Origin of the sequence: Pseudomonas fluorescens (genome assembly GCF_005938625.1) — a bacterium.
GTDB lineage: Bacteria > Pseudomonadota > Gammaproteobacteria > Pseudomonadales > Pseudomonadaceae > Aquipseudomonas > Aquipseudomonas fluorescens_BD.
The window spans coordinates 19,187-44,483 of the sequence record NZ_VCNJ01000020.1; the positions used below are offsets into that span (position 1 = coordinate 19,187).

The following is a 25,297-nucleotide window of genomic DNA, read 5'->3' on the forward strand; positions in this document are numbered from 1 at the left end:
CCACTGTGGGAGCGAGCTTGCTCGCGAAGCTCTTAGCTGCTTTGTGGTTGCACCACCGGGGTGACCGGCACCAACGGTTTCTTCTTCGCCGCGCGCTCGCCAAGAAACAACACAGAGGTGAAATTGAATCGACTGAAAACCATCGACAACACCACCGGCCCGAGCAAGCCAAAGCTCAAGCCGCCGAGCACCAGCAGGCTTTCATCCTTCACCCCCAACCGCCCCAGCACAAACCGCGACGTCGCCGCGAACAGCACATGGAACAGGAAGATCGCATAGGAATAACCACCGAGCCACGTCAGCGCTTTCGAGCGCACATCACTCGACAGCAAGGCGATGCACGACACGCAACCGACAGTCAGACCGATCAAACTGCGTCGATCAACAATCAACTCCCGATCAATCGCCGCGACATACAACAGCGTCAGCGAGATCAACACAAACACCAGCGGCCCGATCACTTTGAACGTCTGCTTCAACCGATCGACATTCTCTTGCCCAATCATCCCTGCGACAAAAAACGGCAGCAGGTAAATCGCGCCGTTAATCCCGAACGCATCGAACTTGAACGGCGGCAGCAAAAACAACAGCGCAGCAAACGCAAACAGCCCATACAACCGCGTCGCTGAGCGCAGCATTCCGCGCCACTCCAGCAGCCCGACGAACATGAAAATGATGAACACCGCCTGCAGGAACCAGAAGTGGTTGATCGGCACCCAGAACGACAACAACGCATCGATCACGCCGACATTCTTGTTCACCCCCGGCCCCACCGCCTGCAACACCGAGAACGGTACGCCGACACAAAACAGCGGCACGATCAAACGGCGCACCTTGCCGCTGAAGAACGCGGAAAAGTCGTTGCCACGGATTTTGTAGATCGAATAGATGTATCCGGAGATGAAGGTGAACAACGGCATACGAACGTACACCATCGAATCGGCGATCACCCGGAACGGCGAGCCGATATCGATCTTCAACCCGCCGCCCAACGGGCCGATGACGTGATAGAGCACCAGCAACAGGCACGCCAGACCGCGCAGGGTTTCAATCTCCAGGGACTTTTTCTTGCTCGACATAAAGCACCTGCCTCAATTCAGAATTCGTGATTCGACCTGCACCGGTTTGTTCGCCCGCAGCATCAAGCCCAGACCGACAAACAACACCGGCACCACCATCGAAAAGTGCCGGGCGAAGGAGCCGAAGTCCGGCTCGAACAACCCCTGCACCAGCAGAAACGCCAGCGGAATCGCGATCAGTTCCTTGGGTTTGGTCTGGATCGGCGCGCCTTTGTAGTCGGTCGAGGTGATGACTTTGAACAGCAGCAACGCGGTCATGATCATCAACGCCACGAAGATCACCTGACCCGGACCCGACAGCAGAATCAGCTCCACCGGAAACGACAAGCGAAAGAAGATGATCATCGAGTCCAGCGCTTGCGAAACGAAATCGCTGCCGCTGAGCCACGACACGATCAAGGATTTCGAGCCCTCCTCGCCCGCCGTGCGTAGTTCGTTGTTACTGGCGCGAATCGATGACACCGGAAAGCCCAGTGCGAGCTGGATCGACATCGCTACCGCCAGATAAAACAAGAACAGCATCAGGAAGAACGTCGTCCGCGACACGTACTTTTTCATCACGCAGACGCCGACCCACGACAGCGAAAACAGAATCCAGTAAGGCCGGATCAGCACGCCGTAGATCACTGCCGAGAGGAAAAATCCGCCACGATATTTGCGCGTCAGCGAGCTGAGCAGAATGCTCAACACCGCCACCGACACAATGATTTCCTTGGTCAGGTTCTCAAGGAAAAACGAGCGCACAATCCCCCACAGACACAGGGTGCCGAAGATCGCCAACGGCATGCGCCGAAACACCACCACCGGAATCGCAGTGAGGAAAAAATTGCAGAACATGCCGTAGGCCCAGGCATTGGTCAGGTTGATCCCGGTGGGCCGCAGCAGGAACGCCGAGCACTCGTAGGACGAGCGATCCGGCGAGAACGGGTTCCAGAAGTTGCAGTTGTCGGCCCGTGCGTAGGACGACCACAAGGTCATCGCGTCCGGCCCCGGATCGCGAGGGATCAGCAGCGGCATGGCCACCGACAGAAACAACCCGGTGAAGAGAATCAGGAACGACACATACGAATCGAGTCGCTTGCCACGAAACTCGATGCACGGCAGTTTCAGGCCCATGACAACGCAGCCTTTTTCGCAGCGGTTGCGCGAGTCAGCACGGCAATCACCACGAGCTGCACGATGATCGCGAAGACGTTGCCCCACGCCGCGCCGTAAATCGAATAATGCTTGATCAGCACATAGCTGACCGGCACTGACACCAGCAGGCAAATCGCCGCGCTGGCCAGTGATACGCGACTGTTTTTCGAGGCAATCAGACCGCCCCAGACGATGTCGCCGATCGCGCGCAGGGCGAAGGAGAAAATCAGTACGCCGAGGATCGCATTGTCCGGACGCGGAACGCTGGTGGCGACGTAATCGAGCACCACGTTGAAAAACACATAGATCGTCACCGCCACCGCCGCCGACACTACGAGCGAACGCATGACCCACTTGTTGACGAACAGTTGCTTGACCGTGAACGCCTGCTGATCAGCCTGAAAACGCTTGGCCAGCACCGGAATCCCGACCACCGCCACCACCGCGTACGACAACGCCTGCAAAGTGTTCGCCGCCGACCACGCGTAGACGTATTTACCGAGGCTGGCGTAGGGTTCCAGATCGATGATCAGAAAGCGCTCCGCGTACTGACTCAATGCGATCAATCCAGTGCCGAGGTAAAACGGCAACCCGGCCTTCCACACCGTGGCCGTCGCCAGCGTTCCGCTCTCGCGGCCCTTGTGCACGTTCACCACGATCAAGTAACCGGCCACGATCACCAGCAGGTTGGCGGCGACCCACAGCCACAACACGCTGGCGATTCCCGACACCCAGTCGAGCATCATCCCGCCCACCGCCAACACCGCCCACAGACCGGTCTTGATGAAAAACAGCAGCGCGCCCGCTGTGGCTTTCTGCGCGGAAAATACGAACGAGTTGATTTCAAACGACAGGTGTTCAGTGAGCAATACCAGCGTCACACAAAGGATCAGCGCGGCACCCGCTTCAACTGTCTGGAACAGTGAATAGATCAGCACTGTCGCTACCGACAACAACAGCCCCACCGCCAGATACAGCAGCAAAACCTTGTCGACCACCCGACGCGAACTGCCGCCGACGCTGATCAAGCGATTGATCTCGGAACTGAAACCGACGCTGTAGAACTTCGACGCAATCAGCGATGCCGCCACCACCACGCCGTAAAAGCCCAGTGCCTCATAACCGAGGTAATGGGTAATCGCCAACACCAGCAAAAACTTCGCGCCTAACGCTCCGCCACGAAGCAGCAGCCGAAATATCATCGAACGACACCTTTGATGATCTCGTCCATGGCCACGGTTTTTGCTTCGATTTCTCGGCAGGTGTCGGTCAGGCGCTTGCCGAAATTCGACAGCGCATTCGGCGCGTAAACCGTGTCGATGATGGTGTCGACATTGATGTCGCCGCCGTTGATCACCCAGTCCTCGACGCCCATGTCCTGATAGGCGCCAAAGCCTTTGCGCTCATAGCTGATGTGGTACGCCGGCACACCGGAGAGCAGCGATTCGATAGCGCCGTGCAAGCGTACGGAAATCACCAGATCCGGCTGATATTTGGCAATCGTTGCTTTCAACGACAGCAAGTCTTCGGTGATGCCCAGCTCGCGATAGAACGCGCCGTCATCGTTGCCGCGTACCGCGCTCTGTACCGCGCAAACCACTTTGCTTTTGTTCTTCAAACGCTGCAGCAGCAATTTCAGGTTAGCCACGTAAGCGACTTTCTTTTCCTTGCTCCACTCCGGCGGCTTGCGCAGCACTACGCAGACCGTGGCTGGCGAAGACGCGCAGCGGGTGAATTTTGCTTGCTGAAGGATTTTGCTGGCCAGCGACTGCACCGCCAGATCCGGCGCGCGGTAGACGTTGGCGCAGGCATCGAAAATCGCCGAGGAGCGATTGTCGCGCACAAACACCGCGTCGGCATTGGCGTAGTGTTCGACGATCTTGCTGCTCTCGCCATGGAACGGGCCGATGCTTTGCGGCAGGTACACCGACGGCACTTTGCTGAGGATCGCGGTTTCCAGTTGCTTGGCGTGGCCGAGTTTCAGCTTGATGTGTTCGAAGGCACTTTTCGAACGCATGTAGCCGCCGCCGACGCCGACGATCAGGTCGGTTTTCTTCAACAGATCCGCCAGCCCGGCGTAGGACTGATTGAGAAACACCGCTTGCTTGACCCGGCCCAAACCCTTGGCCGCCATTACCGGCGCGTCGAAACGTGGATGCGGCAGGTAGCTGAAAGAGTCCGGATCGGAAGCCACCACGCTGATCGCCGTGTCTTCGCCAAAGTTGCGCTGCACCAGCGCGATGGCCAGATCGACGAGCAAGCCATCGCCGGAGTTGGACGCACTGTAGCCATGCAAAATCGTTACGTTCATATGCTTGAGTTCTACTTAATAAGTGGGAGCGCGATACAGGTCGTAAGTCTGGCGAATCATCAACGCGGCGCTGAAACGCTCGCGGACAATGCTCCGTCCTTCGTTGCCGAGGTCGAGCAAGCGTGGCTTCTGGATGATCGTCAGCACGTCGGCCAATGCCTGGTGATCGCCGGACGGGAAGACATAACCGGAGACTTCATTGGTGACCAGTTCCGGCAGCGAGGTGCAGTTGCTGGCAATCACCGGCAACCCCATGGCCATGCCTTCCAGCGGCACCATGGCGAAACCTTCCCAGCGACTCGGCACAATCAGCGCATCGGCTTTCTGGTACAGCGCCTGCACTTCGCTCGGCGTGACCCATGGCAGGTATTCAACGGAGTCCATCGGTGGGCACTCCACCGAGTCCTCGTTCACCGCGCTGCCGACGACCGTCAGCTTCAAGTCTTTGCGCTGCACGTTGGCGAAGGCCTTGAGCAGCACGTCGAAGCCTTTCTGATAATCGAGGCGACCGACGAACAGCAGATGAATCGGCTCGGGACTCGCCGCTTTCGGCGCGTCGTCCTTGCGGTGAATGCCGTTGTAGATCAGCTTCATGCGCTTGCGCTCGATGCCGAAGCGCGCGGCTTTGTCGAGTTCGTACTGGCTGACGCAAATGATCACGTCGGTGACTTTCTGCAGTACTCGCTCGATCCACGCATAGACTTTCTGCTTGGTCGGCGAGCTTTCCATCAGGAACGAAAACGCGTGCGGGCAGTAGACGATTTTCGGCTTGCGCCACGGTCGCAACAGCACACACACGCATCGGCCGATGACCCCGGAAAAGGTGCTGTGCAAATGCACCACGTCGGGTTTTTCCTTGAGCATCACCTGAGTCAGGCGCCAAGCGAAACGCAACAACGACGGCACGTTGCGCCCGGTGCGGGGGAAAGTGCGGATCTGCTGCGCGCCGATGCCGTGCAACTCTTTGGCCTGATCCTCCGGGACCAGATACACCAGCTCGTAGTTCGCCGCATCACCTTCCGGCGAAGCCGAAATCGTACGGATTACCGTCGCGACGCCACCTTTGATCGTCTCTGCCACGTGCAGTATTTTCTTCACAAATCACCCACTTCAAACAGGAAAAAACAGTCGCTGACAGTCAGGATTTGTCGGACGCGTATTCGTAGTTGTAATAGCCGTAACCGCCGTTGCCGTAGTAGCTGGCGGCACGCTTCTCGACGCCGTTGAACACCGCGCCTTTGAGCTCGATGCCGTTCTGCGCGAAGCGGCGAATGGTCAGTTCGATCTCCTTGGCCGGGTTCACCCCGAAGCGCGTGACGATCAGGCTGATCCCGGCTTCTCGGCCGACAATCGCCGCATCGGTCACCGCCAGCAGCGGCGGCGTATCGATGATCACCAGGTCGTAACGCTCGCTCAGCTCGGCGAGCAATTCGCGAAAGTTGGCGTGCATCAACAGCTCGGAAGGATTCGGCGGCACCTGCCCGCGACTAATGAAGTGCAGGTTGTCGACTTCGACTTTGTTGATCGCCTGATCGATGCTGCAGCGCTTGACCAGCAGGTCGGACAAACCGTTAGTGATCGGTGTGTTGAGGGTTTTGTGCAGATGACCTTTGCGCATGTCGGCATCGATCAGCACCACGCGCTGGCCGCTGAGGGCCATGACCGCCGCAAGGTTGGACGAAACAAAAGTCTTGCCGACTTGCGGGCTCGGCCCGGAAATCATGATGCGGTTGTTGGTCGAATCGAGCCCGGCGAAGTGCAGGCAGGTGCGCAGGCTGCGGATCGATTCGATCGACAGATCGGTCGGATTGCGCAGGGCCAGCAGGTACGCCGGCTTGTCGACGCCATCGCGGGCGCGGCCTTTCTTGCTGTCTTCTTCCTCCTGCAAAGCGCTGTACGGGATCGACGCGTACACCGGCAAACCGAGTTGTTCGATGGCTTCCGGGCCTTCGAGACCACGGCTCAGGGATTTGCGCAGCAGCACCAGCGCCACACCAACGAAGGCGCCGAAGAATGTGGCAATCAGCACAATCAGGGCTTTTTTCGGTTTGACCGGGCTAGTCAGGTCGACATCCGCCGCATCGACCAGACGCACGTTACCCACGGCACCCGCGCGGACGATGTCCAGCTCCTGGGATTTGTTCAGCAACTGCGTGTAGATCTGCGAAGCGACTTCGACATCGCGGGTCAGGTTGAGCAATTCCTGCTGTGTGGCGGGCAGATCGCCGACCTTGCCTTCCAGCGACTTCTGTTGCTGGGTCAACTCACCGATCTGGCTCATCAACGCACGATAGGCCGGGTGCTGCCTGGTGAACTTGCGATCCATCTCCGCCTGCTGCATTTTCAGCTCGGAAATCCGCGTTTCCAGGGCCACGGACTGGCCGAGCACCGACTGTGTTTCCAGCGAGATGTTCACGGTTTTGCCATGGGTCTGGTAGGCGTTCAGCGCATCGCTGGCCTTGGCCAGATCGCGTTTGACCTGCGGCAACTGGCTCTGCAGGAAAGCCAGGCTTTGTGCCGCTTCTGCCGAGGTACGGCGCACGTTCTGATCCACGTACAGGGCGGCGATCTTGTTGAGAATCTTCACCGCTTCAGCGGCGTCGCTGCTGGCCAGCGCCAGTTTGATAATCCCCGACTCCTTGCCCTGCTCGGAGATGTCCAGTGCGTCCTGATAACCCTGAATCGTCACGATCCGTGGGTTGCGCACCACTTCGAAACGCGTGCCGGGATTCGCCAACAACTGGGTGATTTGCCCTTCTACGCCATCCTGCGCGAAGGCTTCACCAGCAACGCCTTCTACCAGCAGGTTGTCGTTGTCATCGAGTAACTGGAAGTGCTTCTGTTCGCCGGCGACCAGGGTGAGTTTCTTGCCCAGCAGTTCTTTCGGCAGATTGAGCCGAGCGAACTCCAGACGCTCACCGCCCCAGGCGTAGCTGTTCAGACCGAAACGCGGTGCAGCGACGCTGGTCTCGGTCTCGCCGCGATAACGCCGGGCGAGAAAGCCGCCGATCATCGGGAAGGTATTGGGGGTGACATCGATGTCCAGGCGCAGGTCGTCGACGGTTTTGCCGATCACCGCACGGGATTTGATGATGCCGATTTCGGTCACCGACGGCGATTGCCCACCGAGCATGCTATTGAGGTCGGAAAATCCGAGCATGTCGTTCTTTTTTGGCTCGACCTGCACCAGCGCATTCGCCAGGTAAACGGGCGTGGCCAAAACTGCGTACGCGACACCGGTAACCATGAAGGCGCCGGTGAGCGCGCCGATCAACCATTTCTGGTCGATCAAACTGCCGAAGATGCCGAGAAGATCAATACTGTCTTGATCATTGTCGCGGGTGCCGATGACGGACGGTAACTGCATAAGTCTGTTCTTACCATTCATTGATCTGAAGAATATTCATCAACGCGCGAGGCGTTGTGCCCATGAGCTAACAGCATCTTCAATCAATGCATGGGCATGAATAAAAGCGGCCTTGCCTTGACGATACGGATCTTGTATTTCGCGCTCGCTCTGCCACTTGCCGAGCAGAAATACTTTGCCTCTGGCGTGAGAGGCAATCTTCAATACTTGATTTACATGTTGTTTTTCCATCACCAGAATCAGGTCTGATTCATTGACGATGTCCGCAGTCAGTTGCCGTGCCGTGAAGCCCTCGGCGCTATGCCCATGGTCTTCCAACACTTGGCGGGCGGACGCTTCGACACCCTCGCCGACCCGTGCCGACAGGCCTGCAGAGGAGACCGTGATCGCTGAGGGGGCCAACGCGTTACGCAGCATCAGTTCTGCCGTCGGACTACGGCATATATTGCCCACGCAAACGACAAGGATCTTTCTGAACAAGGTTTTACTTTCCTGTGTAATGTCAAACGGCCAACATCCCGAGAGCAATTGAATGAACCCTCAAGATCTTTCTTCACTCGGAAATAGATTCGCCCTGTTAGTACCGAAGCATTAAGTACCACAGCGTTTAAAAGCCCCCCAACCACAATTAGCGGACTAAAAATAACTGTGATTTTCGCTTGATTGTTTTCCGACAAAAAATAACATTCGCGCACTAAGTGCCATCACCTCACTCGAAAATTGAGCAACGAGATAATTTATTCGCAGTTGTCACTTCTCTTCGGGAGAGCAGACATGAAAACAACACATCTCAAAAAACTCGGCGCATTGGCACTGATGGTGGCCGGGGCTACGACTCAGGTTCACGCCAGCGAACTGTTTCCCAACCTTCCGGCCAAGAACATCGGCGTACAAGTGAAGATCCAGAACTTCACGGCCGCCGACGCCGCGCAGATCAAATCGGCAGGCTTCGGTTTTGTCCGCTTCGGTGTGTGGAGCGACAGCCTGACGGCCAAGGCTTATCAGAAACAGGTCAGCGATGCCTTTGCGGCGGCGCAATCTGCGGGCCTGCCGGTGCTGCTCACGGTGCGCGCGATCAAGGCGTTGCCGGCCACATCGAGCGCAGAGCTGAGCACTGCCGGTGAAGGCTTCGCTAAAGCTGTGACCGGGCTGCAACAGTCATACAGCGCGCAACTGGTGGCGATCGAGTTATGGAATGAACCGGACCTGGAAACCTACTGGCCGACGCGCAATTTCGACACCACGTTTGTGCCGTTCATGAGCGGCGTGTGCAAGGCGCTGCAGGAGCAACCGCCATCGACGCCGGTGATCGGTTACGGATTCGCCCGTCCGCCTAGCGCAGGCTCGGCTTCGACCGTGGCGCTGAGCCGCATCGTCAGCGAATACCCCAAATGCCTGAGTGGCGTGTCCTATCACCCCTACGGCATGACGGCTACGCAGATCAGCAACGCGCAGAACTTTATTCAGCAGAACTTTCATGTGCCCGGGATCATCAGTGAGTGGGGTATCTCGGCACTGGCCTCCAACGGCGGGCCTGAAGGCCAAGCGAGCAAGATCAACGCGTTTATTGGCGATGTTAAAAAACTCAAGATTCCGCTGACTTCCATCTACGAATGGAAGAACAGTGATTCCGGCAGTAACGATCGCGAGAAGAACTTCGGCCTACTGACCTCCGACGGTCAGCCGAAACCGGCGCGCATGTCGGTCGAAGCCCTGTTGAACGCCGAGTAGTCCCTGCACAACCGACCTGTACGCAGGTCGGTTGCTTTGAACCTGTTGGCCGTTTTGGCATCGTATTCATCGATACCGCGCCCCGCCTTTCAAACAATCGTTTTCAGGATGTTGCCGCAGGGGCCATCGATACACGCACCTACCCTTGAGTGGCCGTCAGCGCTCGGGTAATGTCATCAGACCCATAGGACAGAGCACGCCCATGACTTCCAAGCTGGAACAACTCAAACAATTCACCACCGTAGTTGCCGACACCGGCGACTTCGAAGCGATCGCCCGGGTCAAACCGGTCGACGCCACCACCAACCCTTCCCTGCTGCTCAAAGCGGCGGCCATTCCGGCCTACGCCGAGTTGCTGAACGCTTGCGTCAGCGACTGCAAGGGCGATGTCGGCCTCGCCAGCGACCGTTTCGGCGTCGCGGTGGGCCAGGAAATTCTCAAAGTCATCCCGGGCCGTATCTCCACCGAAGTGGATGCACGCCTGTCGTTCGACAAGGACGCCGTACTGAAACGCGCGCATCGCTTGATCGAGCTGTACGACAAGGCCGGCATTGGCCGTGATCGCGTACTGATCAAGATCGCCTCGACCTGGGAAGGCATCCGCGCCGCCGAAGTGCTTGAGAAGGAAGGCATCCAGACCAACCTGACCCTGCTGTTCTCCTTCGCTCAGGCCGCCGCTTGCGCTGACGCTGGCGTGTTCCTGATTTCGCCATTCGTGGGCCGCATCTACGACTGGTACAAGAAGGCCAACGGCAACGACTACACCGGTGCTGATGATCCGGGCGTACAGTCGGTCACCCGTATCTACAACTACTACAAGGCCAATGACTACAAGACTGTGGTCATGGGCGCGAGCTTCCGCAACCTCAACCAGATCGAGCAACTGGCCGGCTGTGACCGTCTGACCATCAGCCCGGACCTGATCGACAAACTGGCGGCAGATTCCGGCAAGCTGGAGCGCAAACTGGCCCCGGGCAACGCCGGTGAAGCCCGTCTGAGCCTCAACGAAGCGCAATTCCGCTGGTTGTCCAACGAAGACGCAATGGCCACCGAGAAACTGGCTGAGGGCATTCGTCAGTTTGCTCGCGACCAGGAGAAGCTTGAGGCGCTGTTGCAGGCCAAGCTGTGATTTGAGTGGGTGAAATGAAAAAGGGCGAATCCTGGTGGATTCGCCCTTTTTTATGGCTGCTGGATAATTCTAGTGTTCTTGCGACCGCTTTCGCGAGCAAGCTCGCTCCCACAAGGGGATTTGTGAACGACGCTGATCCAGTGTGGGAGCGAGCTTGCTCGCGAAGGGGCCAGCCCAGACAACATCACTTCATGAGATCAATGCCGCTCGAGGGCATTCACCAGGTCATGAAACGCTTCACGATTGGAATCGTTGAGGCCCATGAGGATCTTGTGCGCTTCGAGCACCTTGATCCGCACGACTTCTTCCGACTGGTCCTGATCCGGCAGGTCGTCCAGGCACTCCGGGCACGGCACCGGGTGGTTGACGATGTTGAACACCTGCTCGAAACCCATCGATTGCAACAGACGAGTGATGTCTTCGTGGGTGGTGACGACAGTCGGCAACAGGCCGACCTTCTGCCGCGACAGGATCGACAGTTTGGCCAACAGGCCCAACGTCGTGCTGTCGATGCTGCGGGTTTCGGTCAAATCGATCACGATCGCGTTGAAATTCAGCGCGGTGAAGATTTTCTCAATAGTCGCATCCAACGCCGAACACAGGGTCAGGCGAACTTCACCGACGAACTTCAGGACGAAGGTGCCGTCCTGCTCGGCGAACTGGATTCTACCGGTACTCATTAAAGATTCCTGCTCAACACCAACAGGGCGATATCATCCGGCATCTCCCCTAGCGTGGCCAATCCAAACACTTGCCGCAGACCATCCAGGCTGCCGCCCGCCGACTTCACCCGTTGAGGCAAAGCGGCTTCTTTTTCTTTGAGCGTAGGTTCTGGCAAAAGATCCAGAATGCCATCCGACATCAGCGTCAGGCTGAACGTCGGCGGCAGCTCAAGCACGTGGTCTTCGTAGGTGGCTTCATTGAAGAGCCCCACCGGCAGACCACGCCCTTCGAGATAACGAACACTGTCAGGCGTGTACAACACAGGCAACGGCAGATGGCCGCCGATGCTATAGGTCAACAAACCGGTCTCCTCGTCGATGACTCCACCGACCATTGTGACGTGTTTACCCAGCTTACAACTGATCAGCCCCCGGTTGATATGACCAAGGACTTCCGAAGGCTTGAATTCCGGCAAGGTGCCGTTGCGCTTGGATTCGAACAGCAAGCGCGTGGTCATGAACTTCAGCAGCACGGTGACAAAGGCTGAGGAGGCGCCATGACCGGATACATCCGCCAGGTAAAAGGCGACCCGGCGCTCGTCTACACGGAAATAGTCGACAAAATCACCCGACAGGTACAACGACGGGATGATCTGGTGCGCGAACTTGAACTCGTCAATGCTCCACGGGCTTTCCGGCAGCATGTTCATCTGCACCTGGCGACCGGCGTTCTGGTCTTCCTGGAGCAGGTTCAGGCTGGCCTCAAGCTCGCGGTTGGCCTTTTCCAGCTTCTCGCGGTAGCGCTGGTTTTCCAGCAGCAGGCGCGCACGATCCAGGGCCCGGCGCACAGAGTGCTCGAGCACAGCCAGATCTTCGAGAGGCTTGATCAGGTAGTCCGCCGCGCCCAGGCGCAGGGCTTCGACCGCGTCGTTCATCACGCCGGCACCCGACACCACGATCACCGGCGTCTGCGGTGACCGCTCGGTAACCTGACGGATCAGTTCGAGACCGCCCATCTGCGGCATGCGCAGATCGCAGATGACCAGGTCGGGCGTGTCTTGCTCGAATACCTGAAGACCCTGTTGGCCGTTGCTGGCCTGCAGGACGCTGAAACCACTGTCTTCCAAGTAGGCCGCGAGGCTCGCGCGCACTACTTCGTCATCATCGATTATCAGCAGCGTGGCACTGGTTTTTGGCATGTGGGCAAACGGCGCCAGAATTAGGTTGGCGTAGTTGGCGGGGCATCGGGCCCTGCGCAGACTACTGGATTCGCTTTCTAGCCTCTCTGCTGCACCGCTTTCGAGCATTGGCTGCAAACGCGGTTACACCAGAGGTGCCCTTCTAAGGCGCAGACGGTACTCCCATCCGCAGAGCGTTTCAAGCATGCGCCGATGGTCGCTTGACGACTTTACTTGTCAAATCACCGAGAGTTATAAGAACAGCTCAAACCGTAACCCAATGGAAGGACGAACCTATGAGTCAAACCAGTCGGGACTACAGCGAAAAGCGCGATTTCATCCGCATGCGGGTCGATGCCGATGTCGTGTTGATTCATGAAGGAGATGAGGTTTCAGGGGTGTGCATCGACCTCTCCAGCAGCGGCATGCAGGTCGAAGCGCCGCGCCAGTTCGCGGTCGGCGACCGTTTGAGCGTGCGGATCGACTCTGAACACGCAGCGTTAAGTGGGCTTGAAGCAGAGACCGAAGTGGTCTGGGTCAGACCACAGGATGGCGGCGGCCAGAAGCTCGGCCTGACCATCCTGAAGATGAAATAGCTGCACACAAAAAAGGCGACCCGGAGGTCGCCTTTGTCTTTACCGGTCGAGATTAAAAATCGTCTTCGACCTGGCCATCCTTCACTTTGAACTCGCGGTTCTGCAAGTAAGCGTTGCGGATGAAGGTGTACTTGTCACCACTGATCAGCTTCTCGCTCGACAGCAGGCTGGCGCGGGTGTCGACGATGTTCAGACCAAAGATCGAATTACGCACCGGCACATCGTTGATGTAGCGGTACATGCCGGTGTAGCTGTCGACGTACTTGGACGGCGCGTCACGCAGGGTGCTTGGGCCCATCAGCGGCAGCATCACGTACGGACCGCTGCCCACGCCCCAGTAACCGAGAGTCTGACCGAAGTCTTCATCGCTGCGATTCAGGCCCATTTTAGTGCCGACATCGAAGAAACCGAGCAGGCCGAAGGTAGTGTTGAAAATCAGGCGGGCGGTGTCGACGCCAGCGGCAGCCGGTTTGGCTTGCAGGATGTTGTTCGCCAGGTTGGTGACGTCACCGACGTTGCGGAACATGTTGTGAATGCCGTCTTCGAGAAACTGCGGTGTGACGAATTCATAGCCCTGCGCCAATGGTTTCAGCGCATAGGTGTCGACGAAGTCGTTGAACTGGAAGATTGGACGGTTAACACTTTCCCAAGGGTCTTCTTCCGTTGCCGCCTGAGTGGCAAACGGAGCCAGCAATAGACTGGCACATACACATAGCTGAGCGAGCGGATTGCTCCAGCGCATAGAAAAACTCCTTGGAATGGTACTGTCGCGGACATCTGGGCCCGGGTATTCAGGCCGCTAGTATAAGCGTAAAAGCCCGTTTGGACAGTCTGCGCAATGCAGCAGTCTGTAGGACGCTTCTCGCGTCGCCGTTCACACAGCTGTCATCCAACTGTCACCGGCACAGCCTAGCCTGATCGTTATTTCAGGGACGTTGCCATGACACACGCCGAAACCTTGCCCGTCGCCGCGCCGAGCCTGACGGCCGTACTGTTTGGACTCAGCGGCTGTCTGGTGGATTTCGGTGCCCGCGCCAGTCGACAGACGATCGCCCTGCCCGAGTATGCCGAAGCCACACCGGGCGCACTCGACAGCCTGCACAGTTTGCAGCGCCAGCAGATTCCCTGCGCTTGGCTGGATGAACTGCCCTCGACCCTCGCACAAGCGTTGTCGGCCTCGCTGCCAGCGTGGATCAAACCCGCGCAACATTCGGCAACAATCAATCCATGGCCTGCGCCGAACGCTTGCTGGCAGGCCCTGATGGACCTGAACGTCAGCAGTCTGGACGGTTGCGTATTGGTCAGCGGTGAGCCGCGCTTGCTGCAATCGGGCCTTAACGCTGGGCTATGGACCATCGGCCTCGCCTCCTGCGGCTCGCTGTGCGGCCTGGCACCGGGGGAATGGCAAGCACTGAGCCAGAAAGAACGCGAACAACTGCGGGGCAAGGCGACGATGCAGTTATTCGGTCTCGGCGTGCATTCGGTCATCGATCACCTGAGCGAACTCGACACCTGCCTGGCGGACATCAGCCTGCGCCGCCTCAAAGGCGAAAAGCCCTGATCGGGATCATGCAGGTTTGCCGGGAGTGGATTAATCTAAAGGTCAGCCATAGACCTTTGGCGCGCGGCTGCGGTCAATGCCAGTGCCTATTGATAAAAGGAAAACATCATGCCCGCCCAAGAACTGCAAAAACAGCTCGATACCCTGCGCGAGCAGCTGGAGCAGAATCCGCCGCTGTCGGAAGCTGAACGGGAAGATTTGCACGCGCTGATGGCGCAGATCGAATCGGAAATCAAACTGGAAACTGCCACGCAAGACGCCAGCATCGCTGACGGCGTCAATCTGGCGGTTGATCGCTTTGAACTCGAACACCCGGCCATTGCCGGCACCTTGCGCAACATCGTCAACGCGCTGGGCAGCATGGGGATCTGATTCCCCCCGAAACGCAAAAAGCCCCGCCATCACTGGCAGGGCTTTTTCATTTCCGGACCTGAAACACAGTCCCTGTGGGAGCGAGCTTGCTCGCGAAGGCGTCGTGTCAGTCGACATCATCCTTGAATGACACACCGTATTCGCGAGCAAGCTCGCTCCCACATTGGATATCGCACATTCCGGATCTTTATTGACGCACCAGCCGATGGTTCGGCAGTTGTACGCTTTCGGTGCTGCGATACGGGTTGATATCCAAACCACCGCGACGCACGTAACGTGCAAACACCGTCAGCTTCTCTGGCTTCAGAAGACGCTGCAGATCAAGGAAAATCCGCTCCACACACTGTTCATGGAAGTCCGAGTGCTGGCGGAAGCTGACGATATATTCCAGCAAACTGGCGTGATCCAGCGCCGAGCCACGATATTCCACCACCACTGTGCCCCAGTCCGGCTGACTGGTCACGGGGCAGTTGGATTTGAGCAGATGGCTGTGCACCGTCTCCTCGACGATCCGCGAATCATCGCAACGCAGCAGCTCCGGACGCGGATGCTCATAGTTGCTGACACTGATATCCAGATCATCGATGCACATGCCCGGCAACGCCACGACGCCTTCTGCTTCTACGTCCTTCAGGCTACGCACGCGCACGCCAACCGGTTTGCCGGCAGCGGCAGAAAGGTCCTTGACCAGCGTGGCTTCCAAAGAAGTGACGTCGGCAAACGCCGTCTGGTTCAGCGAGTTCAAATACAACTTGAACGACTTCGATTCGATGATGTTCGGCGAATCCGCCGGAATGCTGAATTCGCCGATCGCCACCACCGGCTTACCGGACGGTAACAGCCACGACAGCTCGAAGCAGTTCCAGAAATCCACACCTTTATACGGCAGGGTTTCGGCGGTCAGACCCAGCTCGGCCCATTTCGCGGAGCGCGGAATCGGGAACAGCAGGGACGGTGTGTACGTGGCGATGTATTCGCTGGATTTGCCCAGCGGCGAGTGTTCGGCTGCGGGATGCATGGCGGAAACCTGACTGAATAATCAGCGGATTCTAACAGCCTTTGCCCGCGCCTTTGAGTGCTTACTGACTGACTGTCAGTTTACCGACCATGCCCGCCTGATAATGCCCGGGAATATTGCAGGCAAATTCCAGGCTCGTCGCCTCGCGGAAGGTCCAGGTCAGTTCGGCAGTCTTGCCCGGCTCGACCAGCACGCTGTTCGGGTCGTCGTGCTTCATGCCGTGGCCCATCGCTGCGTGATCCATGCCGGCCATATCGTGGGACATTTCCTTCATGCCGGTAGGCGTGAGCATGCCGCTTTGTTGCATCTGCAACATTTCCTGCTGGTGTCTGGCATGCATCGCCGCGTCGCCGAGGTTGAATTCGTGCAACAACTGGCCTTTATTCACCAGCACAAAGCGAACGGTCTCACCGGCCTTGACCTGAATCACCTTGGGATCGAACGACATGTCGTTCAACACCACTTCAATGCTGCGCGTCGCTTTGGCGGCAGGCGCTGGCTGGCCAAAATCGTAGGTGTGAGCTGACGCGGCCCAGACTGGCGAACTCAGCGCCAACAGAAAGGCAGCCAAGGTCAGGGATTGGCGTAAAAACATGGTCGTTCTCCAACAAGATAAGGTTCAGCCTGTGGGAAACTCTAGCCGGCCTGCGCTGGCATCTACCTGACAGGCAGATTACAACTTTGTCAGGTTGGCGTTTGTCGCATGCCCTCAAGGTATAACGCTTTCATCTCTACACCCCGAATCCACTGAGTCGCCCATGAAACTGCTGATCGTCGAAGACCAAGCGAAAACCGGCCAATACCTGCGCCAGGGCCTGACCGAGGCCGGGTTCAATACCGAACTGGTGGCCGACGGCAACAGCGGTCAGCAACTGGCGCTGAGCGGTGATTACGCGCTGCTGATCCTCGACGTGATGCTACCGGGCCGCAACGGCTGGCAGATTTTGCACGCAGTGCGTAGCGCCGGGCTGGATACGCCGGTACTTTTTCTGACGGCCAAAGATGCTGTGGAAGACAGGGTTCACGGCCTCGAACTGGGTGCCGATGATTATCTGGTCAAACCGTTCGCCTTCTCCGAACTGCTGGCACGGGTGCGCAGCCTGTTGCGTCGCGGCAGTGCCACGCCACAGGAAACCAGCTTGCAACTGGCCGATCTGCGCCTGGACCTGATCCGCCGCCGGGTCGAGCGCAGTGGCCAGCGCATCGACCTGACCGCCAAAGAGTTCGCGCTGTTGGAAATGCTCCTGCGTCGCCAAGGTGAAGTGTTGCCGAAATCGCTGATCGCCTCGCAAGTCTGGGACATGAATTTCGACAGCGACACCAATGTCATCGAAGTGGCGATCCGCCGTTTGCGCCTGAAGATCGACGACGAATTCCCCAACAAACTGATCCACACCGTTCGCGGCATGGGTTACGTGCTTGAAGAGCGTTGCGCCTGATGCGCCGCTTGTCCCTCAGTTCGCGCTTGGCATTGTTGTTCGCCGCTTGCACCGCTGTGGTCTCGCTGTTCGCCGGGGTGCTGTTCAACCGCGCCAGCGAGGCGCACTTCATCGAACTCGACCAGCAACAACTGGACGGTAAACTGATCGGCCTGCGCCGCGCCCTGCAAGATGTGCAGCCCGGACAACGCGAGGCGCGGTTGGCGGATGAGCTGAGCCGCCAGGCCGATCTGTCGCTGCGCATCACTGACAGTGACGGCCAACGCTGGTACGACAGTTCGACGCTGATCCCCAAGGATTTGCCGCAACAATCGGGTCTATCGACAATCAGCAGCGCCGGCACGGATTATCGGGTGCTCAACGCCCCGCTCTACCCGAACAAAACTGATTCGCCGCAACTGACCCTGCTGCTCGACATCACCCATCACCAGCACTTTCTGCAGCGCATGCAACATCTGATATGGCTGACCGTCAGTCTCTCGGCACTGGCTACGGCGCTGCTCGGCGCATGGGCTGCCCGCAGTGGTTTGCAGCCATTGCGGCGCATGAGCGCGGTGGCTCGCGGGATTTCCGCACACTCGCTCAACGCCCGACTGCCAGAAGCGCAAATTCCTCCCGAGCTCGCGGAAATGGCCCACAGCTTCAACGCCATGCTCGCCCGCCTCGACGACTCGTTTCAGCGGCTCTCGGCGTTTTCCGCCGACATCGCCCATGAGCTGCGTACACCGCTGTCGAACCTGCTGACCCACACTCAGGTCACCCTCACCCGGCCACGGCCGATCGAGGATTACCGCGAGGCGCTGCACAGCAACCTCGAAGAGCTGCAATGGATGGCGCAACTGGTCAACGACATGTTGTATCTGGCCAAGGCTGACCACGGTTTGCTGATGCCCAAACGTGAAGCGCTGGCGTTGGCGGATGAGACCGATCTGCTGCTGGAGTTTTTTGCGCCCTTGGCTGAGGACGCCGGCGTGAAGCTGACGCGCGAGGGTTATGCGCGGATCGAGGGTGATCGCAGCATGTTGCGCCGGGCCTTGTCGAATTTGCTGGATAACGCTCTGCGGTTTACCCCGGCTGAGGGCACGGTGAATGTGCGAATCGTTGATGTATCGAACGCTGTGCGGGTTTCAGTCGAAAACAGTGGTGAGGGGATTTCTGCGGAGTTGTTGCCACGGCTGTTTGACCGTTTTTATCGAGCGGATCCGGCGCGGCAGGAAGGCAGCAGTGAGCATGCGGGATTGGGGTTGGCGATTACTCAATCCATCGCCCGGGCCCATGGTGGGCAGATTCATTGCGAATCCGAAGCGGGATGGACGCGGTTTGTGATCGAGCTGCCTCGAACCTGATCGTTCCCACGCTCTGCGTGGGAACGCAGCCCGGGTCGCTCCGCGTCCCTTCCAGAGCCGAACGCGGAGCGTCCGTTGAGGCATTCCCACGCAGAGCGTGGGAACGAGCATGGAGTCGCTTACGAATATCTCAGGGCGTGAGCCGGCTCGATTTTCGCCGCCCGCCAGGCCGGATACACCGTCGCCAGGAAGCTCAGAATAAAGCCTGCCGAGCAGATCAACAGCACATCCCCGCCCTGCAATTCCGACGGCAGATTGCTGACGAAATACACGTCGGAACTGAAGATATGCTGCCCGCTCACACGTTCGACCCAGCCGACCAACTCACTGACATTCAGCGCCGCGATCACACCGAGCACGCCGCCGATCAATGTGCCGACAATGCCGATCACCGTGCCCTGTACCATGAAGATCGCCATGATCTGCCGTGGCGTGGCGCCGATGGTGCGCAAAATCGCGATGTCCGCGCCCTTGTCGTTCACCACCATGATCAACGTCGCGATGATGTTGAACGCCGCCACCGCGACGATCATCAGCAACAGCAGGCCGATCATGGTTTTTTCCATTTTCATCGCGCTGAACAGGCTGCCCTGGGTGTGGGTCCAGTCGTCAGCTTTGAAGTCCGCGCCCAAACCAGCGGCGATGTCCGAGGAGACTTTCGGTGCGGCGTACAGGTCTTTGACCGCCAGACGCACGCTCTGTACCTGATTCGGCTCCCAGTGCTGCATGGTCGCGGCGTCAGCCACGTGGATCAGGCCCATTGAGCCGTCCAGTTCAGCGCCAACCTTGAATACGCCGACCACGTTCAGACGCTGCATGCGCGGGGTGATTCCGCCTGGCGCGGTGCTGACTTCCGGAACGATCAGGGTGATTTTGTCGCCGACGTTGAGGCGGAAACGTCGTGCGGTGATTTCACCAATCACCACGCCGAACTCGCCCGGTTTCAAGGCATCCAGACGGCCCTGCACAATGTGCTGGGCAACGATGGAGACCTTGCCTTCCTGGGCCGGATCGACGCCGCTGATCTGGATCGGCTGCATCAGGCCCTTATAGGAGAGCATCCCTTCCATTTCGGTGAACGGCACGGCGGCAGTCACTTCAGGATTTTTCATCGCGGCGGCAGCAACCGGCTGCCAGTCATCGATCGGCTTGACGCCCACGATGGTCGCGTGCGGCACCATGCCGAGGATGCGCGAGCTCATTTCGCGCTGGAAGCCGTTCATCACCGACAACACCACGATCATTGCGAGCACGCCGAGGGCGAGGCCGATCATCGAGGTCATCGAAATGAACGAAACAAAGCGATTGCGGCGCTTGGCGCGGGTATAGCGCGTGCCGATAAAGATCGATAACGGTCTGAACATTCGCTGGGGCACCGTATAAAAATAAAAGACCCGACGCCTTTGCAGACGCCGGGTTTCAGCCAATCAGACAGGCGTGAGGCAACCTTCTTGCAGGTGCAGTACGCGATCCATCTGGCGAGCCAGGTTCATGTCGTGGGTCACCACCAGGAACGCCGTGCGCATGGAGGTGCTGAGTTCCAGCATCAAATCCTGAATACCTTGGGCGGTGTGGGAGTCGAGGTTGCCGGTTGGCTCGTCGAGCATCACCAGGCCAGGCTTGTTCACCAGCGCACGGGCGATGGCAACACGCTGACGCTCACCACCGGACAATTCGGAGGGTTTGTGCGCCAGACGATGACCGAGGCCGACGCGTTCCAGCAAAGCCGTGGCGCGCTGACGCGCTTCCGGGATCGGCGTCTTGCCGATCAGCAGCGGCATGCAGACGTTTTCCAGCGCGGTGAATTCCGGCAGCAAGTGGTGGAACTGGTAAACGAAACCGAGCGCACGGTTACGCAGCAGGCCACGCTTCTTCTCGCTAAGTGCCGACAGCTCTTCACCGTCGAGCCAGACACTGCCCTTCGTCGGCGTATCGAGGCCGCCGAGCAGGTTGAGCAACGTACTTTTGCCCGAACCCGAGGTTCCGACAATTGCCACACGCTCGCCCGGGTGCAACTCCAGTTGCAGGCCGGCCAGTACTTCTACCGATTCCGGGCCTTCCTCGTAGGATTTGCCCAGGTTGCGGCAGCTCAGAATTGCTTGTTCACTCATGCCCGACTCACTCATAACGTAGCGCCTCCGCCGGCTGGGTGCGCGCGGCACGCCAGGCTGGATACAGGGTGGCGAGAAAACTCAGGACCAACGCAGCAGCGCAGACCATGACGACATCCTGGCTCTGTACCTGCGACGGAAGATAATCAATGAAATACACGTCAGCATTAAGGAATTTGTGGCCGATCAGGCCTTCCAGTGCCGAGATCGCCGCGCTGACGTTAAGTGCGGCGAAAATCCCGACCACCGCACCAATCGCCGTGCCCACCACACCGATCACCGTGCCTTGCACCATGAACGTGCGCATGATCGTGCCCGGTGTCGCGCCCAACGTACGCAGAATGGCGATGTCGCCCTTCTTGTCGTTCACCACCATCACCAGCGTGGAAATGATGTTGAACGCCGCCACAGCGACAATCAGCAACAGCAGCAGGCCGATCATGGCTTTTTCCATGCGGATCGCCTGATACAGATTGCCGTGGGTGCGGGTCCAGTCGCGGGCGTAGTAATGGTCTTCGCCAAGCTGCTGGGCGATGTTCCATGCCACACGCGGCGCCTGGAACAGATCGTCGAACTTCAGGCGGATGCCCTGCACCTGATCAGGTTTCCAGCGGTGCATCTTCGCCAGATCCTGCAGGTTGGTGACGCCCAGATAGCCGTCGAGCTCGCCGGCGCCGACATGGAAAATGCCGACCACGGTGAAGCGCTTCATGCGCGGAAACATCCCGGCCGGGGTCACGCTGACCTCCGGCGCAACAAAGGTGACTTTGTCACCGATGCTCACGCCCAGCTTGGTCGCGGCCTTGTCGCCGATGACGATGCCGAAGCTGCCCGGCGTCAAATCGTCGAGTTTGCCCTGCTTCATGAAGTTGTCGATGATCGACACGTTGCGCTCGAGCGCAGGGTCGATGGCGCTGAGCAACACCTTGGACACCTGACCGTTATTGGTCAGCAGGCCCTGCATCTGGGTGAACGGCGCAACCGCCGTCACCTGCGGGTTCTGTTTGACCTGGGTGGCCAGGCTTTGCCAATCGTTGATCGGCTCAGTGGATTCAATGGTCGCGTGGGGCACCATGCCCAGCACGCGGGTGCGCATCTCATGATCGAAGCCGTTCATCACCGAGAGCACGACGATCATCACGACCACGCCAAGGGCGAGCCCGATCATCGAAGTCAGGGAAATGAATGACACAAAATGATTGCGACGCTTTGCACGGGTATAACGCGTGCCGATAAATACGAAGAGAGGTCTGAACATGTCGGGGCTTGTTCGGAGGGAAAAGGAACGTCCTTGTGGCGGGGGTCGATAACCAGCTTTACACTCAGACCACCGCCGCTACCATGGGTTCGCCATGTCGACATTAGATGAAGAAGATCGCCGCGAATACTACCGTATCGAGGACACGATCGCACTGGAAATTCGGCCCCTGTCCGCTCCCGAAGCCGCAGGCCAGGAAGTGTTGCAGGATGCTTCCCCACTCTTCAACCTGCTCAGCGAACTGCACCTGAGCGAATTCGAGTCGCAGCACCTGTTGCGCCAGATCAGCGAGCGCGACCGGGCCATCGCCGCGTTCCTGAAATCCCAGAACAAGCGCATCGACCTGCTTAGCCAGGTGGTCGCCCTGACCGTTCTCGGCCATATCGGCGAGCCGCAACCGGTGATCATCTCCGAGGGTGGAATCGACTTTCAGTACCCGACGCCGATTGCCACTGGCGCACACTTGTCGGTGAAACTGGTGCTGATGCCACAAGCTCTGGGCCTGTTGCTGCGCGCCCGTGTCACCCATTGCGACCGCAAGGGCGAAGGTTATGACGTCGGCACCGAGTTCGAACACTTGACCGACGCCCAGCGCCAGTTGCTCGCCCGCTATATCTTGCAGAAGCAGGCTCAGGAACGACGTCTGGCCCGCGAACAGAACGAATCAGGCATTTAATTTAAGGAAGAACCGTGACCCTCATCTACGGCCACCGCGGCGCCAAGGGCGAAGCACCGGAAAACACCCTGAGCAGTTTTCAGGAATGTCTCAAGCACGGCGTGCGCCGTTGCGAACTCGATCTGCACCTGTCCAAGGACGGCGAGTTGATGGTCATCCACGACCCGACCCTCAAACGCACCACGGAACGCCGTGGCAAGGTCGTCGAACATACCGCCGCCGAACTGGTGACCTACGACGCGCGCAAGGGCGGCCCGGGCTGGATCAAGCCGTGCCCGATTCCGACGCTGGAAGAACTGTTCGAAAAATGCGATTTCGATCACTGGCAACTGGAAGTGAAGAGTGCGTCACGTACTCGCGCGGCAACCACGGTGCTGGCGATTCGTGAAATGGCCCAGCGCCATGGCCTGCTCGACAAGGTGACGATCACCTCGAGTTCGCGGGAAGTGCTGAAAGCAGCGCTGGATCTGGTGCCGGACGTATCGCGGGGCTTGGTCGCCGAGTACGCCTGGCTCGACCCGCTGAAGGTCGCGGCCAGCTATGGCTGTGAGATTCTGGCTTTGAACTGGACGCTGTGTACGCCGGAACGCCTGCAGAAGGCGCAGCGTCAGGGGCTGCATGTGTCGGTATGGACCGTCAACGAGCCTGCGCTGATGCGCAGACTCGCCGACTTCGGCGTTGACAGCCTGATTACAGACTTTCCCGGTTTGGCCACTGCCACCCTCGAGAATTGCTGAAATCGGTCTCCCCGGCCGGCTCAGGCCACCGGCCGGAGCCCGTCAAAAAAGCCGGTTGAGGCCGTCGTACGCCGCTACCCGGTAGGCTTCGGCCATGGTCGGGTAGTTGAACGTCGTGTTGACGAAGTACTTCAAGGTGTTCAGTTCGCCCGGCTGGTTCATGATCGCCTGACCGATGTGGACGATCTCCGACGCCTGATAACCGAAGCAGTGAACGCCGAGCACTTCCAGGGTTTCACGGTGGAACAGGATCTTCAGCATGCCTTGCGGCTCACCGGCGATCTGTGCACGCGCCATGCTCTTGAAGAACGCCTTGCCGACTTCGTACGGCACTTTGGCCTGGGTCAGTTCCTGCTCGTTCTTGCCGATCGAGCTGATCTCCGGAATGGTGTAGATGCCGGTCGGCACGTCATTCACGAAACGCCAGCTACCGTTATCAACGATGCTGCCAGCAGCCGAACGACCCTGGTCGTGGGCGGCACTGGCCAGGCTCGGCCAGCCAATCACGTCACCGGCACCGTAGATGTTCGGCACGCAGGTACGATAAGCCTCGTCGACCTCGATCTGGCCACGGCTGTTGACCTTGACGCCGATGTTTTCCAGACCGAGTTGGTCGGTGTTACCGGTACGGCCGTTGCACCAGAGCAAGGCGTCGGCCTTGATCTTCTTGCCGGACTTCAGGTGCAGGATCACGCCGTTATCGACGCCTTCAACGCGATCGTAATCTTCGTTGTGGCGCACGGTGATGTTGTTGTTGCTGAAGTGATAGCTCAACGCCTGGGAGATTTCCGAGTCGAGGAAGCTCAGCAACTGGCCACGGTTATCGACCAGCTCAACCAGCACACCCAGACCGCTGAAGATCGATGCGTATTCGCAACCGATCACGCCGGCGCCGTAAACGATCAGTTTGCGCGGGGTGTGGCCGAGGCTGAGGATGGTGTCGCTATCGTAGATACGCGGGTGGTGGAAATCGATGTCCGCCGGGCGGTAAGGACGCGAGCCGGTGGCGATGATGATGTGTTTGGCCACCAGCTTCTCGACCACGCCGTTGGCGCAGACCACTTCGATGGTTTGCTCGTCGGCGAAGCTGCCGGTGCCGAAGAACACGTCGACGCGGTTACGGGCGTAGTAGCCGGTGCGCGAAGCGACTTGTTTGGAAATGACTTTCTCGGCGCTTTTCAACACGTCCGGGAAGGAGAACCAGCGTGGCTCGCCGATCGCCCGGAACATAGGATTAGTGTTGAACTGCATGATCTGCCGCACCGAGTGACGCAGTGCCTTGGACGGGATGGTGCCGAGGTGGGTGCAGTTGCCGCCGACCTGGCGACGGCTGTCGACCATCGCGACCTTGCGCCCTGCTTTGGCGGCGTTCATTGCCGCGCCTTCTCCCGCCGGGCCGGAACCCAGCACCACCACGTCGTAGTTGTAGACAGCCATGCGTACTCCTCAGAACAGGCCGCGGTGCCAGCAGCACCGGCGGCTAAATCACGCCGAACGGCGGCGCGAAGGAACAATTGGGGGTCAATCAAGAACCCGGACACAGTCTATAGAAGCGTCAACGCCGCGCACATTAACCCTTGGTCGCGTCG

Annotated in this window: 25 protein-coding genes; 9 read left to right on the forward strand and 16 right to left on the reverse strand. The window is 58.7% G+C overall.

Going from position 1 to position 25,297, the window contains the following annotated elements; translation table 11 throughout:
* Positions 1 to 32 precede the first annotated feature (32 nt).
* Genes FGA82_RS13515 through FGA82_RS13545 form a run of 7 tightly spaced genes read right to left on the reverse strand, consistent with a single transcriptional unit; the run spans position 33 to position 8,374 of the window.
* Positions 33 to 1,079: an acyltransferase family protein gene (locus FGA82_RS13515; RefSeq protein WP_141127453.1), complete on the reverse strand. Its 1,047-nt coding sequence runs from the start codon at positions 1,077 to 1,079 to the stop codon at positions 33 to 35.
* Positions 1,080 to 1,091: 12 nt separating this feature from the next.
* On the reverse strand, positions 1,092 to 2,195 hold the full coding sequence (locus FGA82_RS13520) for a hypothetical protein (protein ID WP_016986717.1): 1,104 nt from the start codon (positions 2,193 to 2,195) through the stop codon (positions 1,092 to 1,094).
* The gene (locus tag FGA82_RS13525) at positions 2,186 to 3,418 is read right to left on the reverse strand and encodes a phosphoribosylaminoimidazole carboxylase (RefSeq protein ID WP_141127454.1); all 1,233 of its coding nucleotides are present in this window, start codon (positions 3,416 to 3,418) and stop codon (positions 2,186 to 2,188) included. Before FGA82_RS13525 ends, FGA82_RS13520 begins: the two co-directional genes overlap by 10 nt.
* Positions 3,415 to 4,527 (reverse strand): polysaccharide pyruvyl transferase family protein, encoded by a 1,113-nt coding sequence (locus tag FGA82_RS13530; RefSeq protein ID WP_141127455.1) that lies wholly within the window; start codon positions 4,525 to 4,527, stop codon positions 3,415 to 3,417. The genes FGA82_RS13525 and FGA82_RS13530 overlap by 4 nt, the downstream gene beginning before the upstream one ends.
* 15 nt (positions 4,528 to 4,542) lie before the next feature.
* Complete coding sequence (locus FGA82_RS13535; protein WP_141127456.1) at positions 4,543 to 5,625, reverse strand: glycosyltransferase family 4 protein; 1,083 nt, start codon at positions 5,623 to 5,625, stop codon at positions 4,543 to 4,545.
* Between the two features lie 40 nt (positions 5,626 to 5,665).
* Positions 5,666 to 7,894: a polysaccharide biosynthesis tyrosine autokinase gene (locus FGA82_RS13540; RefSeq protein WP_141127457.1), complete on the reverse strand. Its 2,229-nt coding sequence runs from the start codon at positions 7,892 to 7,894 to the stop codon at positions 5,666 to 5,668.
* Positions 7,895 to 7,933: 39 nt separating this feature from the next.
* A complete protein-coding gene (locus FGA82_RS13545; protein WP_064117874.1) occupies positions 7,934 to 8,374 on the reverse strand; it encodes a low molecular weight protein-tyrosine-phosphatase in 441 nt (146 codons plus the stop codon).
* A gap of 294 nt (positions 8,375 to 8,668) precedes the next feature.
* Here FGA82_RS13545 and FGA82_RS13550 point away from each other — a divergent pair, with 294 nt between their 5' ends.
* On the forward strand, positions 8,669 to 9,625 hold the full coding sequence (locus FGA82_RS13550) for a cellulase family glycosylhydrolase (protein ID WP_141127458.1): 957 nt from the start codon (positions 8,669 to 8,671) through the stop codon (positions 9,623 to 9,625).
* Positions 9,626 to 9,827: 202 nt separating this feature from the next.
* Positions 9,828 to 10,754: a transaldolase gene (tal, locus tag FGA82_RS13555; RefSeq protein WP_141127459.1), complete on the forward strand. Its 927-nt coding sequence runs from the start codon at positions 9,828 to 9,830 to the stop codon at positions 10,752 to 10,754.
* Between the two features lie 197 nt (positions 10,755 to 10,951).
* On the opposite strand, the gene rssC is transcribed toward tal, so the two are convergent.
* The gene (gene rssC, locus FGA82_RS13560; protein ID WP_003226553.1) at positions 10,952 to 11,434 is read right to left on the reverse strand and encodes an anti-sigma factor antagonist RssC; all 483 of its coding nucleotides are present in this window, start codon (positions 11,432 to 11,434) and stop codon (positions 10,952 to 10,954) included.
* Positions 11,434 to 12,615, reverse strand: coding sequence for a two-component system response regulator RssB (gene rssB / locus FGA82_RS13565; RefSeq protein WP_016986724.1), 1,182 nt, complete (start codon positions 12,613 to 12,615; stop codon positions 11,434 to 11,436). The genes rssC and rssB overlap by 1 nt, the downstream gene beginning before the upstream one ends.
* A gap of 275 nt (positions 12,616 to 12,890) precedes the next feature.
* Between rssB and FGA82_RS13570 the strand changes: the two genes are divergently transcribed.
* Positions 12,891 to 13,190, forward strand: a complete 300-nt coding sequence (locus FGA82_RS13570; protein ID WP_141127460.1) for a PilZ domain-containing protein — start codon at positions 12,891 to 12,893, stop codon at positions 13,188 to 13,190.
* 52 nt (positions 13,191 to 13,242) lie between these two features.
* On the opposite strand, the gene FGA82_RS13575 is transcribed toward FGA82_RS13570, so the two are convergent.
* Positions 13,243 to 13,932, reverse strand: a complete 690-nt coding sequence (locus FGA82_RS13575; protein ID WP_141127461.1) for an MlaA family lipoprotein — start codon at positions 13,930 to 13,932, stop codon at positions 13,243 to 13,245.
* Positions 13,933 to 14,130: 198 nt separating this feature from the next.
* Between FGA82_RS13575 and FGA82_RS13580 the strand changes: the two genes are divergently transcribed.
* Positions 14,131 to 14,751, forward strand: a complete 621-nt coding sequence (locus tag FGA82_RS13580) for an HAD family phosphatase (protein WP_141127462.1) — start codon at positions 14,131 to 14,133, stop codon at positions 14,749 to 14,751.
* Between the two features lie 108 nt (positions 14,752 to 14,859).
* Entirely contained in the window at positions 14,860 to 15,123 is a 264-nt protein-coding gene (locus FGA82_RS13585; protein WP_008087721.1) for a DUF4404 family protein, read from the forward strand.
* Between the two features lie 187 nt (positions 15,124 to 15,310).
* Here FGA82_RS13585 and queF read toward each other — a convergent pair whose 3' ends face one another.
* Positions 15,311 to 16,141 (reverse strand): NADPH-dependent 7-cyano-7-deazaguanine reductase QueF, encoded by an 831-nt coding sequence (gene queF, locus FGA82_RS13595; protein WP_141127463.1) that lies wholly within the window; start codon positions 16,139 to 16,141, stop codon positions 15,311 to 15,313.
* Positions 16,142 to 16,202: 61 nt separating this feature from the next.
* Positions 16,203 to 16,736 (reverse strand): copper-resistant cuproprotein CopI, encoded by a 534-nt coding sequence (locus FGA82_RS13600; protein ID WP_141127464.1) that lies wholly within the window; start codon positions 16,734 to 16,736, stop codon positions 16,203 to 16,205.
* A gap of 163 nt (positions 16,737 to 16,899) precedes the next feature.
* Here FGA82_RS13600 and FGA82_RS13605 point away from each other — a divergent pair, with 163 nt between their 5' ends.
* Together FGA82_RS13605 and FGA82_RS13610 are read left to right on the forward strand one after the other, a co-directional pair.
* A complete protein-coding gene (locus FGA82_RS13605) occupies positions 16,900 to 17,580 on the forward strand; it encodes a heavy metal response regulator transcription factor (protein ID WP_108225795.1) in 681 nt (226 codons plus the stop codon).
* On the forward strand, positions 17,580 to 18,926 hold the full coding sequence (locus FGA82_RS13610) for a heavy metal sensor histidine kinase (protein WP_141127465.1): 1,347 nt from the start codon (positions 17,580 to 17,582) through the stop codon (positions 18,924 to 18,926). The genes FGA82_RS13605 and FGA82_RS13610 overlap by 1 nt, the downstream gene beginning before the upstream one ends.
* 119 nt (positions 18,927 to 19,045) lie before the next feature.
* Here FGA82_RS13610 and FGA82_RS13615 read toward each other — a convergent pair whose 3' ends face one another.
* The 3 genes from FGA82_RS13615 to FGA82_RS13625 all read right to left on the reverse strand — a co-directional run bounded on the left by FGA82_RS13615 (position 19,046) and on the right by FGA82_RS13625 (position 22,295).
* Positions 19,046 to 20,290 carry a lipoprotein-releasing ABC transporter permease subunit gene (locus FGA82_RS13615; protein ID WP_141127466.1) on the reverse strand — a complete coding sequence of 415 codons (1,245 nt, stop codon included), beginning with the start codon at positions 20,288 to 20,290 and terminating at the stop codon, positions 19,046 to 19,048.
* Between the two features lie 63 nt (positions 20,291 to 20,353).
* Positions 20,354 to 21,052 (reverse strand): lipoprotein-releasing ABC transporter ATP-binding protein LolD, encoded by a 699-nt coding sequence (lolD, locus tag FGA82_RS13620; protein ID WP_141127467.1) that lies wholly within the window; start codon positions 21,050 to 21,052, stop codon positions 20,354 to 20,356.
* Positions 21,045 to 22,295, reverse strand: a complete 1,251-nt coding sequence (locus tag FGA82_RS13625) for a lipoprotein-releasing ABC transporter permease subunit (protein WP_141127468.1) — start codon at positions 22,293 to 22,295, stop codon at positions 21,045 to 21,047. Before FGA82_RS13625 ends, lolD begins: the two co-directional genes overlap by 8 nt.
* A gap of 94 nt (positions 22,296 to 22,389) precedes the next feature.
* Between FGA82_RS13625 and FGA82_RS13630 the strand changes: the two genes are divergently transcribed.
* Positions 22,390 to 22,971 carry a PilZ domain-containing protein gene (locus FGA82_RS13630; RefSeq protein ID WP_016986736.1) on the forward strand — a complete coding sequence of 194 codons (582 nt, stop codon included), beginning with the start codon at positions 22,390 to 22,392 and terminating at the stop codon, positions 22,969 to 22,971.
* A gap of 14 nt (positions 22,972 to 22,985) precedes the next feature.
* Positions 22,986 to 23,708 carry a glycerophosphodiester phosphodiesterase gene (locus tag FGA82_RS13635; RefSeq protein ID WP_095121056.1) on the forward strand — a complete coding sequence of 241 codons (723 nt, stop codon included), beginning with the start codon at positions 22,986 to 22,988 and terminating at the stop codon, positions 23,706 to 23,708.
* Between the two features lie 42 nt (positions 23,709 to 23,750).
* Here the strand turns inward: FGA82_RS13635 and sthA are convergent, their stop codons facing one another.
* Positions 23,751 to 25,145, reverse strand: a complete 1,395-nt coding sequence (gene sthA, locus FGA82_RS13640) for a Si-specific NAD(P)(+) transhydrogenase (protein WP_007984277.1) — start codon at positions 25,143 to 25,145, stop codon at positions 23,751 to 23,753.
* Positions 25,146 to 25,297: the final 152 nt, after the last annotated feature.